The following is a 12720-nucleotide window of genomic DNA, read 5'->3' as shown; positions in this document are numbered from 1 at the left end:
CCCTACGATGAATCAACCCTAGGGGTTTGGGGGGTAGAACCCCCCAAAAGCTTGGATTGAGGGAAAAAATCGAAAGTAACGCCCGATTTTAGAAGAGAGTTTTCCCCTTAAAAATCTTCCTTTTTCAACACTATTAAAACTGTAAAAACTTTTTAACTTGTGTCCAAAGATTGGTAAAAGACTCTTTCATTTCCTCCTTAATTTTCCAGCGTTTAAATGCCTCTTCGTAGGCAATTCCTTGATTTTGAAAAGTTTTCCAAGCAGAAAGGGAAAGGGGTAAACCCATCAGCAAAAGCAGATAAATTGCCCAAGAAATTGTTCCAGCACTAATTAAATTAATGATAATAAAAAAACTATTAATAATCAGATAGCGAACGGTTTTATTTTTTAGCTCCTCGCGACGAAAGCGATCGAATTCTTGCCGTTTATAACTGAGCATTTTTGAATCTTGCCAGTCCTTTTCCGCCGCTTCTAAGTCTTTAACTTCAATGGCTAAATCGTCGGCAATTTCTAACAACTGTTGGCGGGTAATTTCTCCCTTATCCCCTTGACGGGAGATAGCCAAATAGAGAATTTCCTGCACATCCTCTTGACTGTAGGATTGGGGAGGGAAAAAATCGGGGTTTGGCATAGCGATAGAGAAAGAAATAGGTTCCTTCTCTATTATGGGCGATCGATTTAGCGATTGACAGTTAGACGAGACAGGGAGTTTTTAACTGATTCATCCATGCTTCTAAATCCTGCAAAGAGCGATCGGCATATTGACCGTAACGTTCCCGTTTATTGCGGATTTTTCTGGTAAAATTCGGCAAAATGCCAAAATTTGGCGGCATCGGTTGAAAATGTTTCGGTTCGGCACTGCTGATAAACTCAAATAATGACCCCATCATCGTTGTGGTTGGCAATGTCACCGTTTCTAATCCTAAAGCTAAACGAGCGGCATTAGTTCCCGCTAACCATCCCCCAGCAGCCGCAGCCGTATAGCCTTCCGTGCCGATTAACTGTCCTGCCGCTAATAGCGTCGGTCGCGATTTAAACTGGAGACTGGAGGATAATAACTGGGGAGAATTGATAAAGGTGTTTTTGTGCATCACCCCCATGCGGACAAATTCGGCCTTTTCTAACCCCGGAATCAGACGGAAAACCCGTGTTTGTTCACCCCATTTTAAATTAGTTTGAAATCCTACCATATTCCACAATTGCCCCGCTTTATCTTCCATTCGCAACTGTATAACTGCGTAGGGACGTTGATCCGGATATCTGGGATCCGCTAATCCCACCGGTTTCAGGGGACCAAAACGCATGGTATCCTCTCCCCGACAGGCTAATTCTTCGATTGGCAGACAAGCCTCGAAAAATTTGGCATTTTCTCGCTCAAAATCCTTTAATTCTGCTTGTTCTGCCTGTTTTAACTCTTGCCAGAAATGCAGGTATTGTTCCCGATCCATGGGACAATTGAGATAGGCGGCCTCACCTTTATCGTAACGGGAGGCCAGAAAAGCGATCGATCGATCGATCGATTCCCCTAGAATAATCGGACTAGCGGCATCAAAAAAGCTCAGATAGTCCAGGCCGGCGAAATTTTGCAGATCTGCGGCCAAGGCAGCACTGGTTAACGGTCCAGTGGTTAAAACGACGATACCATCCCGGGGAATTTCCGTGATCTCCTGACGTTTTAAGGTGACTAGAGGGTGGTTAGCCAAGATTTCCGTCAAATTTCGACTAAAGACCCCTCGATCGACCGCTAAAGCCCCTCCTGCGGGGACACTGTGCTGATCGGCCTGGGCAATAACTAGAGAATTTAAGCGTCGTAATTCTTCATGGAGTAACCCAGTGGCGCGATCCACCGCCATGGCACCAAAGGAGTTACTACAGACTAATTCGGCTAAAAATTGGCTATGGTGGGCGGGACTAGAGCGAATTGGGCGCATTTCGTACAGGATCACGGGAATACCAGCTTGGGCTATCTGCCACGCCGCCTCAGTCCCCGCTAATCCTCCACCAATTACATGAATAGGGCGATCAATCATAGTTGGGAGAAAATGGCTAGAGTAGGATTATTTTAGCGTTAAGTAAGGAGGCAAAATTATTTGTAGGATGGGTTAGCGGTAGCGTAACCCATGCGGGCGTTGGGTTTCATGCTTCAACCCAACCTACGTTCATCTTATATTTAATTCCACCCACCCACTTAGTTCCCAGTCACCAAAAAAATAGGGCCGGGCTGACGGCGATCGCATAAAGATTGGGGCTGATCGCAAACTCAGGTTATAATCAAGGAAGGGATAGAATATTATATTTTATCTCGGCGCGATTTTTGCTTTCGAGAAGGTGGCAACACCGCCCCACTTTCTCACCATCTCCTTCCAGATGGGTTAGTTAGCGGTTTGACTTCTATGAACACCAATTATCTTGAAGAATACCAAAAATACCTAGCCGAATGGCAGAAACTGCTTCTGTCCGCTTGGGGTAATGGTGTTCCCTCGACTACATCAGTGTTTGAGTTTCCAGAAACTTTGGTTAAATCCCTCGAATATCAACAAGAATGGGTGAAATCCTACCTAACCGCCCAAGAAACCGCCACCAAAGTTGCCCTCGATAGTCAGAAACAATTCTGGGATAGTTATTTCGGTTTTGCTCGTCAGTCCATGGCTGTAATCAATAAACCAGCCTAATTAGATATAAATTGGCTAGATAGGGTTTGCTGAATAAATCTAAAAACCTTGTCCAACAAGGTTTTTAGACTTTTTTTCCCTCAAAAAGTGCCGACCTTTGGAGTGATTGGGGGGAAAATTCCTGGACTTTTTCCCTGAAAATTAGGTAATTGACCACCTGAAAATGGGTAAAACCCCACACCCCACACCCTACACCCCACACCCTGCCACCAGGAAAAACTTTTTTAGCAAACCCTAGATAGTTCGATTGGTGACTTAACTTCCCTTAAAAAATGAAATTCCTCAAATACAATCCCCTCTGGCTCTGTATTTGAGGCTTTTTTGGGTTTTATTCCCTTTAGGCAATTAGGGAATTTTGGGGTTTAGCAAAAATCATCCGTCCGGCCGAGGTTTGCAGTGCAGATGTCACCACTACCCGCAATTCTCCCCCCAGATAATCTTTTCCTTCTTCTACCACTACCATCGTGCCATCTTCTAGATAACCGATGCCTTGGGTGGGTTCTTTTCCTGCTTTGAGAATTTTCAGATCCAAAGTATCCCCGGGTAAGTAGATCGGGCGTACTGCTTGGGCGAGATCGTTGACATTCAAGATGGTGACTTTTTGCAGATTGGCCACTTTACTGAGATTATAATCGTTCGTGAGCAAGGTGGCGTTAATCTCTTGGGCAAGATGGACTAATTTAGCATCTACGGTGCTAATATCCTCATAATCGGCTGGATGAATGATAATGCGCTCGGGAAATTCTTGCTGCATCCGGTTTAAGATATCTAATCCGCGTCTTCCTCTGACTCGTTTTTGGTCATTACTGCCATCCGCTAACTGCTGCAATTCCTGAAGAATAAATTGGGGAATGAGTATCTGTCCCTCGATAAATCCCGTGTCTAACAATTGTTCGATACGACCATCGATAATACAACTGGTGTCCACAACTTTGGTGGCGGCCGCTTGCAGGGTTCCTTCTGCCACTAAAATTGATTCCATACTATTGGGGTTAATCAGACGCAAAAAAGTGCGACCGTGGGTATCAGCTAAACTAACCCCCAGATAGGAAAACATAACACTGCCTAAAATGGCGATTATCGGCTTGATAAACGAGAATTCTCTGGGAATCGGTAGGAAGAAAATCGGAGCTAGGATCAGATTAGCAATCAACAAACCGATAACTAGACCGACCGAACGGGTTAAAATAACTTCGATCGGAGTTTGCCGTACTTGGGTTTCCAGACGACGATAGGTAGTTTGGGCAACTAAACCAAGGGCTAAACCAATAATTGAGGCAAAACCCGCCGATAACCAGCGTAAAGCTTCAATATTGCTGATTTGCAACTGGACAGTAACCGGCAGCAAGTCAACACCACTATAACCAATACTGGCAACAGCGAAGACGAATAGTAAAATTATGACAGCATCAAGCATGGGGATAATACCAGAGAGGATAGAGGGGGAATGATGGTAGAAAAATAATGAGTATGGATGCTTTTATATTATATCTGTGGGTTTCTCCTAATTTGTGTCGGGAAAGTTGCCTCCATTCTAGGAGATGTTCTCCCCAGCCATAATACATCTTAACGAAGATAAACGAAATTACAGTAGGAGGCAGGAGGCAGGAGGCAGCTTTATTCTCCCCACACCCCACACCCCACACCCCACACCCCACACTCCCTTTTTTCCTTTTTCCTCATATAATGCCCTATTTTCACCCCATAACCTCGGTTTATATTCATATTCCCTTCTGTCGTCGGCGCTGTTTTTACTGTGATTTCCCGATTTTTGTCGTCGGTAATCGCACCAATCCGGCGACTTTTCCCCCTGTGGTGGAGTATGTGGAAATATTACAAGAAGAAATTAGTCTTAGTCAGGGGACGGGGAAACCCCTAGAAACAATTTTTTTTGGGGGGGGGACTCCTTCCCTGTTACCGGTGGAATTATTAGGAGCAATTCTGGATACTTTAGCCAAAAAGTTTGATTTTGCGGCCGATATAGAAATTTCTATGGAGATTGATCCAGCTACCTTTAGTTTAGAACAATTACAGGGTTATCTTAGCGCGGGAGTCAATCGAGTTAGTTTAGGAGTACAGGCTTTTCAAGAACCATTATTACAGGTTTCTGGTCGATCGCATACCGTTAAGGATATCTATCAGGCAGTGGAATTAATTCAGGGATTGGGAATAGTTAACTATAGTTTGGATTTGATTTCAGGATTGCCACAACAAACCCTGACAGATTGGGAAAATTCCCTAGAAAAAGCGATCGAACTGCAACCGGCCCATCTTTCCTGTTACGATTTGGTCTTAGAAGCGGTTACTCCTTTCGGTAAACAGTATCAACCGGGGAAAAAACCCTTACCCGATGATGAAACCACGGCGAAAATGTATGTTTTAGCCGGTGAAAAACTAGCTTTAGCCGGTTATCAACATTACGAGATTTCTAACTATGCCAAACCGGGTTATCAATGCCGACATAATCGAGTTTACTGGGAAAATCGTCCCTATTACGGTTTTGGTATGGGGGCCGCTAGTTATCTTCATCAACAACGTTTTACCCGTCCGCGCAAAAGTCGCGACTATTTTGCTTGGGTAAAAGAAGGCTGTCAGATTGAGGTGGAGAAAAATAGCTTGATTGATGATCTTCTCGAAACCTTGATGCTAGGGTTAAGGTTAGCAGAAGGTGTGAGTTTGCCCGCAATTGAAGCTAATTTTGGCTCGGAAATCAAAAAAGCAATTTTAGAGGTCTTAGAGCCGCATAAACAGCGTAATTTAGTAATAATTGAGGGGGATAGCAGGGTAAGATTAAGCGACCCCGAAGGTTTTTTGTTTTCTAATCTAGTTTTAACCGATTTATTCGATCGCTGGCAATAGTTAGGGTCTGCTGAAAAAGTTTGTTGGTGGGGGCAGGGTGTGGGGTGTAGGGTGTAGGGTGTAGGGTTTTACCGATTTTGAGGTAGTCAGTTACCTAATTTTCAGGGAAAAAGTACCTGAATTTTACCCCCGATCACTCCAATGGCTGGCACTTTTTGAGGGGAAAAAAGTCCAAAAGTCTTATCCAACAAGGTTTTTAGATTTATTCAGCAGACCCTAGTTAGAAACTATATTTTACTAGCGATAATGGATAGCTAACCAAATACAAGGGGGATTATTGCTAGTAAATTCGACGCGATGTTTTTGGTGAGGAGGAATCAGCAGATAATCCCCCGCTTGCAGATTAACTTGGCTGCCATCCTCATAACTAATCTCAGCAAATCCCTGTAATAAAATCACCCATTCAAACTCAGATTGATCGTACCATTGACCCCGGGGAGTGGTTTGACCAGTGGAAATAATTCTTTCCAGACGAATAGCCTGACTTTGGGCCAAAATTTCCAGAATTTCTCGGTCAGGAATTAGTTCAGGTAAATCAAAAATTGAAGCTGCTATCATTAGTTATGATCCCTTTCTGGATGAAAATCTTTAATCACCGTCGGTATTGCTGTTAAAATTTTCTCAACGATATGAGCAGGTGTATCTAGGTCAGAAACAACAATCCGAAGATCCGCTTCTGCATAAAGTCCTCGTCTTTGTTCTAATAATAATTCCAGTTTACTTTCTAAATCAGTGGACTGAAGCAAGGGACGAGAGGTATCTTTTTTTAAACGTTTAACCAAGACTTCGAGAGGAACATCTAACCAAATCATTAAACCGTGACGAAGATAACTCCAATTCATCGGTTTTAAAACCATCCCTCCCCCGGTGGCAATCACAGTTTTAGTCAGAGAGGATAATTCGGCTAAAACTTGGGTTTCTAACTCCCGAAAAGTCGCTTCTCCCTCGTCGGCAAAAATTTCCCTGATTTTCTTTCCCGCGACCCTTTCTATTAATATATCTGTATCAAAAAAACGATATTGTAACCGTCGGGAAAGCAACTCTCCCAGGGTGGATTTGCCGGCCCCCATCATTCCTAGCAAAAAAACACTTAATCCCCGTAAGGAGTTAAAATCCGTTGAATTGTCCATATGTAGTCCTCGCTACTCAGGGATGATTTTTTGATAAGCATTTAGGAGTAAAAACCCGCAGATGGAATCAGAAAATCTTCTCAGAACTCCCATTGACACCGACATCGTGTCAGAATGCTGGATAACCATGATACCATCTTGGTAGTTAATGGACGAAATCAGCTTGATTAATCTAATCAAGTGGTGTGAGGAGTGTGAACACAGGAGTCTAAAATTCATGTCCAATCAACCAGCAAACTTTCCGGGTAACAGAAATCAACTCAAACCGATTAAAGTCGGGGTTATCGGGGTCGGTAACATGGGACAACACCATAGTCGCATCCTGAGTTTATTAAAAGACGTGGAATTCGTCGGGGTGGCCGATGTCAACGTCGAAAAGGGACTGGAAACTGCCAGTAAATACCGAGTCCGTTTTTTTGAAAATTATTTAGATCTCTTACCTAGGGTAGATGCGGTTTGTATCGCTGTCCCCACGCGGTTACACCATCGAGTCGGGATGGACTGTCTGCAAGGGGGAGTACATACCTTGATCGAGAAACCGATCGCCGCTAGTATTAGTGAAGCGGAATCTTTAGTCAATGCGGCAGCCGATCATGATTGTATTCTGCAAGTGGGTCATATCGAGCGTTTTAATCCCGCTTTCCAAGAGTTATCGAAGGTCTTGAAAACCGAGGAGATTTTAGCGATTGAATCCCATCGCATGAGTCCCTATTCCCAACGCGCTAATGATGTGTCGGTGGTGTTAGATTTAATGATCCACGATATAGATTTAATTTTAGAATTAGTCTCCGCTCCCGTGGTGAAATTAACCGCTAGTGGTAGTCGCGCTGCCACTGATTCCGGTTATCTCGATTATGTCACTGCAACCCTTGGTTTTAGTAATGGAGTAGTGGCTAATTTAACCGCTAGTAAGGTGACTCATCGCAAGATTCGCCGTTTAGCAGCCCACTGTAAAAATTCTCTCACGGAAGCGGATTTTCTCAATAATGAAATCCTCATTCACCGGCAAACCATCGCTAACTATAGCACCGATTACGGTCAAGTTCTCTACCGTCAAGATGGTTTAATTGAAAAAGTTTATACCAGCAATATTGAACCTCTACACGCGGAATTAGAACATTTTGTTCATTGTGTGCGCGGTGGGGACCAACCTTCTGTCGGTGGGGAACAAGCTTTAAAAGCTTTACGATTAGCTAGTTTAATCGAACAAATTGCCCTTGATGGTCGCGTTTGGCAACAATCGGACTGGAATTATCAATATCTTAATTCTCCCGTGATTACTGCTTCTTAATTGTTTTCACCCCGATTCTTTAAGTGAGAGAATTGGGGTGAGGAAACAAAATTAGTTATCTGGAAAACTTTCCCAACATTTTTCTGAGGATTTTTTTCCACACCATTGACTTTCACAGGGAACTCCATCACCGTCTCCATCCATTTTGACATTGGGGCAATTTTTCAAGAAAAAAGTCGCTTCTGCACAGGAGGTCATCTGGGAACAGTGAGTTCTACCATCGCACCGAAACTGTGGAGAAGGACTAGGTTTTTTCTGGGGAGTGGGACGATTATTGTTGTTAGCTACGGCTAAATTATTGAGGGTTTGATTGCCAGAAATTGGTGATTTTATTGATATTTGTTCGCTCAGAAAACCCAGAATTAAAATAACAAGTACTTTTTTCATAAAATGCTTGACTGATTCTCTGCTCTTATCATAGTACCAAATAGGATACAGGATAATAAATCAGAGTTATTCCCAGGTAAACGTTTGGGGGGGGTCAAGCAGCCAGTGGCACTGACTCTTCCGATTATTTGTTAGTATATGCAGAAAAACACCATGAAAATTAGCCCTAACGGACAAATCACTATTCCCCCTGATATTCAAGAAAAGCTTGGGTTGTTACCCGGTACAGAAATCCAGCTGGAAGTGATTGGGGATATCTTGCAAATTCGCAAGCCTAGAACCCTAAGCCGGGGAAAGCAACTGATTGCCGCTATCCGTGGCAAAGCAACTAGCCGTCTAACAACCAACGACATCATGCAAGCGACCCGTGATACTAAATCTGGTTATTAAAGACTGATTATTTATTACCCCTTTTGCCTCTTGCCTCTTGCATGAGTGCCTGTCTTCATAAGTAGCCTATACTCAACAGATTTAGTATAACAGGTTCTCTAATGACTCTAATAACTAAATCAGGCTTGAGTCTTCTTAGTTGAGTCCCATAGAGAGGATCAACATTTTCATCTAAGAGATATTTCAGACTCATTTACTTGTTTGACTGCTTTTCTTTGTTGCCTTAACTTTCTCAATTTTTCCGCCACAGGAGGAGGATTTTGTTTTTGTATTTCTCTCATTCTTTCTCCATGTTCAATCCATTCGGTTAAATAATTGGTTATTTTTTCTTGCTCATGCAAATAGTACAAAATTGTTGCATAAACTTGTTCTAAGCTCAAAGATGAGTAAGTTTTGGCAATTTCTTCAGGTGTTTTAAGTAGGGAGGCACAATTATTTGTAGGATGGGCTAGCGGTAGCGTAACCCATGCAGGCGTTGGGTTTCATGCTTCAACCCAACCTACGTTCTTCTTTTACTATTTGTTTTGACTAAACATTAGTTTTAAGTAGGGAGGCACAATTATTTGTGGGATGGGTTAGCGGTAGCGTAACCCATGCGGGCGTTGGGTTTCATGCTTCAACCCAACCTACGTTCTTCTTTTACTATTTATTTTGACTAAACATTAGTTTTAAGTCGCAGGTAAGGCCGCTAACTTTTCCAGTTTAGATTAGGTTTTTCTCTTTCCTTACCATTGTAGTGACGTAAAAACAACAAAGAAAAGATTAAGGTTTTTAGTCATCATCCCTCAGCTTTTTTCTCCCCACTTCCCCACTTCCCCACTGATAACTGAAAAGTCTCCCCAATACCCGTTTTTACTTTCTCCTTGTTGACACCTATGCTAGAAATTTTTACTCAGCTATCTCGTCCGACCAAAGTAGTCGCAACCATACTAGGAACTGCCCTAATTTTACCCGCCTGTGCCAATATTAATCCTCAAGACCTAAAACCAATTAAAATCGATGGTTCGAGTACCGTAGCACCAATTACCGATAAAGTTCTCGAAGATTTTAAAGCTAATACCCCTAACAAAGTTTTGGCTGATGTTAAAATTGACGCTAATATTTCAGGAACCGGCGGTGGTTTTAGAAAATTTTGTGCGGGAGAAACCGATATTAATAATGCTTCTCGACCAATTTCTGTGGAAGAATTAAAAGAATGTGATGCTAATAAGGTAAGATTTATCGAACTACCGATCGCTTTTGATGCTTTAACCGTGGTAGTCAATCCCCAAAATAACTGGGTTGATGATATTTCCACCACAGAATTGAGAACTATTTGGGAACCAGCGGCCGAGAATAAAATCAAACGTTGGAATCAAATTAATCCCGCTTGGCCCGACCAACCGATTACCCTTCACGGACCAGGTAAAGACTCCGGAACCTACGATTTTTTTAGTGAGGTAATTAACGGCAAAGATGCCAGCCGTGGGGACTTTAATTTTAGTGAAGATGACCAAGCTTTAGTTAATGCCGTCAGTCAAGATGCCAACGCTTTAGGCTATTTTGGCCATGCTTACTATGAACAAAATCGGGATAAATTAAAAGCTTTGAAAGTTAACGGTATTGAACCAACTCGCAGCAATGTCGAGGATAGTAAATATCAGCCTTTATCTCGTCCTTTGTTTATTTATGTTAATGCCCAAAAAGCCCAAGAGAATCCCGCTTTAGAGAAATTTGTCGAACATTATCTCGATCGAGTTCCCAATTTATTAGATAGTATTGGTTATATTCCCCTACCGGATGAGGCCTATCATTTGGCAAGGGTACAGTTGCAAAAATTTGAGGTAGGAACGGTTTTTGATGGCAGACCCCAACCCAATTTAACCATCGGGGAATTACTTCGTAAACAAGCCCAATTTGAAGCTAAGTAACGATTCCCATCTGATACTAAATCCGTTGAGTATAGGCTACATATCAGGACAGGCACTCCTGCAAGGGGAGTGACTCTTAAATTATTACAGATGCGTCAGCAGCTGCGTGTAAGCATCCCACCGAAAAACTAATGCGCTCCGGGGTTTGGGGGCGGCGCCACGCCCCCAACGGGGGGTTTGGGTAGGGTTGATTCATGAATCAACCCTACTATGAATCAACCCTACCCATTCAGCGTATCAATAAACTTGTCAATTAACCTTTCGGTGTCGCCCCAAATTGCTCGATGAGGATAGAGGTTAACACCGATTTTAGGTCCTCACAGGGAATCCCTTTTTGTACACAGCTGCCTAGGTGAGCATCTTTACCCACTTTACCCCCCATGTAGAGGTCAACTCCCTCCACGGTTTTGCCGTCTTTGCGCGCTTTTGTCCCCATCAAACCGATATCGGCCACTTGGGGTTGTCCGCAGGAGTTAGGGCAACCAGTCCAATGAATCCGCACACCCCGGGGGATATTTAATTCGGCATCTAACTGACGAATCAAGTCCACAGCCTTATTTTTGGTTTCAATCAGGGCAAAATTGCAGAATTGCGCCCCCGTGCAGGAAACGAGCGCTCGTTGTAAAGGAGTGGGATTGGGGGTAAACTTAGCCAGTAAAGGCTCGGTTAAAAGAGTCGCCATATTTTCAGCCGCTATATTGGGAATAATCACGTTTTGTTCCACGGTTAAACGCAATTCTCCGCTACCATACACTTCGGCAATCCGGGCTAAATCGAACATATCATCGGCAAATAGACGACCAACGGGAATACAAAGACCGACATAGCTCAATCCCTCCTGTTTTTGGGGGAAAACTCCTAAATGATCCCGTTTTTCCCAGTCGATTGCGTCTTTTTCGGCAGCCGTTGCCAAGGCATAACCTAAGTGATTAGCCACCCGCGTGCGGAATTCCTCGATTCCCCACTCATCAATTAACCACATTAAACGGGATTTTTGACGATTGGCGCGCAATCCATTGTCGCGGTAAACTTCCAAAATTCCTCGGCATAAATCCACCACTTCCTGATTCGGTCTCACCCAAACATTCATAGGAATTGCCGCTTCACAGCGTTTAGCCGAGAAAAAGCCACCCACCACGACATTAAAGCCTAATTCTCCCTCTTTATAGGCAGGAACAAAGGCAATATCGTTAATTTCCGCATGAACCGAGTTATCGCGTCCCCCCTCGATGGCAATATTAAATTTGCGGGGCAGATTGCTAAATTGATAATTACCTTGACCGCAGTTGGTAATCATATCTTGGACTTTTTGGACTAATTCCCTGGTATCAATTAATTCATCCGCGTCTAGTCCCGCCATGGGTGAACCGGTAATATTTCTGACATTATCCATGCCCGATTGTACCGAAGTCATACCCACGGATTTTAGTCGTTGGAAAATATCAGGAATATCTTCGATACGAATACCGCGTAATTGTAGGTTTTGACGAGTGGTAATATCGGCATTACCATCATCGCCGTAACGCTGCACGATTTCCCCTAAAACGCGCATTTGCTCACCGCTAATAATGCCGTTAGGAACCCGCAAACGCATCATGAATTTACCCGGGGTGACGGGACGATAAAAAACCCCCACCCATTTTAAGCGATATTCTAAATCGGTTTTATCCATCGCTTCCCAACCGATTTGGGCAAAATGATCTAGTTCATCTTTAATGGCTAATCCGTCTTTTTCGGCTTTAAATTTCTCGAATTTATTGAGAGTTGTTCCATCTTTTTCAGGTGCTTGTACCACGAATCTACCTCCTTCTGGTCTGTGGGTGCAATTGTTCTAGTTGGTGCGGGTTAGAAATGAAGAAATCGGGATTTAACAATAAGTATTCTTTAAAATACCGTCGTCATTAGCAAAAATTTAGTAATTTACCTAGTCTCTATTTGTTATTTAATTCTTTTTAACTTGGATAATTTTGTATTGTTTGTAACAGAAATCCGTTAACCATCGTGTTTAAGGATTTATATCATGCAGTAAGTGCATTGAGGTGGGGTGTGGGGTGTGGGGTGTGGGGTGTGGGGTGTGTCGA

13 protein-coding genes are annotated in these 12720 nt (G+C 43.1%); 5 read left to right on the top strand and 8 right to left on the bottom strand.

The window, feature by feature from the left end; genetic code table 11:
• Positions 1-133: 133 nt before the first annotated feature.
• Together O9290_RS06780 and trmFO are read right to left on the bottom strand one after the other, a co-directional pair.
• Positions 134-631 (bottom strand): 2TM domain-containing protein, encoded by a 498-nt coding sequence (locus O9290_RS06780; RefSeq protein ID WP_288056047.1) that lies wholly within the window; start codon positions 629-631, stop codon positions 134-136.
• A gap of 61 nt (positions 632-692) precedes the next feature.
• The gene (gene trmFO, locus O9290_RS06775; protein WP_149986149.1) at positions 693-2030 is read right to left on the bottom strand and encodes an FADH(2)-oxidizing methylenetetrahydrofolate--tRNA-(uracil(54)-C(5))-methyltransferase TrmFO; all 1338 of its coding nucleotides are present in this window, start codon (positions 2028-2030) and stop codon (positions 693-695) included.
• Positions 2031-2393: 363 nt separating this feature from the next.
• On the opposite strand from trmFO, the gene O9290_RS06770 reads away from it, so the two are divergent.
• Positions 2394-2672, top strand: a complete 279-nt coding sequence (locus O9290_RS06770) for a hypothetical protein (RefSeq protein WP_004266820.1) — start codon at positions 2394-2396, stop codon at positions 2670-2672.
• A gap of 337 nt (positions 2673-3009) precedes the next feature.
• Here the strand turns inward: O9290_RS06770 and O9290_RS06765 are convergent, their stop codons facing one another.
• On the bottom strand, positions 3010-4089 hold the full coding sequence (locus O9290_RS06765; RefSeq protein WP_288056045.1) for a PIN/TRAM domain-containing protein: 1080 nt from the start codon (positions 4087-4089) through the stop codon (positions 3010-3012).
• A 269-nt stretch (positions 4090-4358) separates the two neighbouring features.
• On the opposite strand from O9290_RS06765, the gene hemW reads away from it, so the two are divergent.
• Entirely contained in the window at positions 4359-5531 is a 1173-nt protein-coding gene (gene hemW / locus O9290_RS06760) for a radical SAM family heme chaperone HemW (protein WP_288086842.1), read from the top strand.
• Positions 5532-5768: 237 nt separating this feature from the next.
• On the opposite strand, the gene O9290_RS06755 is transcribed toward hemW, so the two are convergent.
• Together O9290_RS06755 and O9290_RS06750 are read right to left on the bottom strand one after the other, a co-directional pair.
• A complete protein-coding gene (locus tag O9290_RS06755) occupies positions 5769-6089 on the bottom strand; it encodes a cupin domain-containing protein (protein ID WP_004266823.1) in 321 nt (106 codons plus the stop codon).
• The gene (locus tag O9290_RS06750) at positions 6089-6661 is read right to left on the bottom strand and encodes a shikimate kinase (RefSeq protein WP_004266824.1); all 573 of its coding nucleotides are present in this window, start codon (positions 6659-6661) and stop codon (positions 6089-6091) included. Before O9290_RS06750 ends, O9290_RS06755 begins: the two co-directional genes overlap by 1 nt.
• A 217-nt stretch (positions 6662-6878) precedes the next feature.
• On the opposite strand from O9290_RS06750, the gene O9290_RS06745 reads away from it, so the two are divergent.
• On the top strand, positions 6879-7952 hold the full coding sequence (locus O9290_RS06745) for a Gfo/Idh/MocA family protein (RefSeq protein WP_004266826.1): 1074 nt from the start codon (positions 6879-6881) through the stop codon (positions 7950-7952).
• Between the two features lie 51 nt (positions 7953-8003).
• Here the strand turns inward: O9290_RS06745 and O9290_RS06740 are convergent, their stop codons facing one another.
• A complete protein-coding gene (locus tag O9290_RS06740) occupies positions 8004-8339 on the bottom strand; it encodes an excalibur calcium-binding domain-containing protein (RefSeq protein WP_190356732.1) in 336 nt (111 codons plus the stop codon).
• 153 nt (positions 8340-8492) lie between these two features.
• On the opposite strand from O9290_RS06740, the gene O9290_RS06735 reads away from it, so the two are divergent.
• Positions 8493-8729 (top strand): AbrB/MazE/SpoVT family DNA-binding domain-containing protein, encoded by a 237-nt coding sequence (locus tag O9290_RS06735; RefSeq protein WP_223213093.1) that lies wholly within the window; start codon positions 8493-8495, stop codon positions 8727-8729.
• Between the two features lie 167 nt (positions 8730-8896).
• On the opposite strand, the gene O9290_RS06730 is transcribed toward O9290_RS06735, so the two are convergent.
• Positions 8897-9109, bottom strand: coding sequence for a hypothetical protein (locus tag O9290_RS06730; RefSeq protein ID WP_002766476.1), 213 nt, complete (start codon positions 9107-9109; stop codon positions 8897-8899).
• A 495-nt stretch (positions 9110-9604) separates the two neighbouring features.
• On the opposite strand from O9290_RS06730, the gene O9290_RS06725 reads away from it, so the two are divergent.
• Complete coding sequence (locus O9290_RS06725; RefSeq protein WP_072926443.1) at positions 9605-10639, top strand: PstS family phosphate ABC transporter substrate-binding protein; 1035 nt, start codon at positions 9605-9607, stop codon at positions 10637-10639.
• Positions 10640-10892: 253 nt separating this feature from the next.
• On the opposite strand, the gene O9290_RS06720 is transcribed toward O9290_RS06725, so the two are convergent.
• Entirely contained in the window at positions 10893-12434 is a 1542-nt protein-coding gene (locus O9290_RS06720) for a ferredoxin--nitrite reductase (RefSeq protein WP_002760022.1), read from the bottom strand.
• Between the last annotated feature and the right edge of the window lie 286 nt (positions 12435-12720).

The organism is Microcystis sp. LE19-41.2A (genome assembly GCF_027530405.1).
GTDB lineage: Bacteria > Cyanobacteriota > Cyanobacteriia > Cyanobacteriales > Microcystaceae > Microcystis > Microcystis aeruginosa.
This window is presented reverse-complemented; position numbering and strand designations above follow the sequence as displayed.

Excerpts from the sequence above, each read along its gene's own strand:
- O9290_RS06745 (WP_004266826.1), top strand. The coding sequence starts at position 6,879 with ATGTCCAATCAACCAGCAAACTTTCCGGGTAACAGAAATCAACTCAAA.
- trmFO (WP_149986149.1), bottom strand. The coding sequence starts at position 2,030 with ATGATTGATCGCCCTATTCATGTAATTGGTGGAGGATTAGCGGGGACT.
- O9290_RS06765 (WP_288056045.1), bottom strand. The coding sequence starts at position 4,089 with ATGCTTGATGCTGTCATAATTTTACTATTCGTCTTCGCTGTTGCCAGT.
- O9290_RS06735 (WP_223213093.1), top strand. The coding sequence starts at position 8,493 with ATGAAAATTAGCCCTAACGGACAAATCACTATTCCCCCTGATATTCAA.
- O9290_RS06740 (WP_190356732.1), bottom strand. The coding sequence starts at position 8,339 with ATGAAAAAAGTACTTGTTATTTTAATTCTGGGTTTTCTGAGCGAACAA.
- O9290_RS06755 (WP_004266823.1), bottom strand. The coding sequence starts at position 6,089 with ATGATAGCAGCTTCAATTTTTGATTTACCTGAACTAATTCCTGACCGA.
- O9290_RS06770 (WP_004266820.1), top strand. The coding sequence starts at position 2,394 with ATGAACACCAATTATCTTGAAGAATACCAAAAATACCTAGCCGAATGG.
- hemW (WP_288086842.1), top strand. The coding sequence starts at position 4,359 with ATGCCCTATTTTCACCCCATAACCTCGGTTTATATTCATATTCCCTTC.
- O9290_RS06750 (WP_004266824.1), bottom strand. The coding sequence starts at position 6,661 with ATGGACAATTCAACGGATTTTAACTCCTTACGGGGATTAAGTGTTTTT.
- O9290_RS06780 (WP_288056047.1), bottom strand. The coding sequence starts at position 631 with ATGCCAAACCCCGATTTTTTCCCTCCCCAATCCTACAGTCAAGAGGAT.
- O9290_RS06725 (WP_072926443.1), top strand. The coding sequence starts at position 9,605 with ATGCTAGAAATTTTTACTCAGCTATCTCGTCCGACCAAAGTAGTCGCA.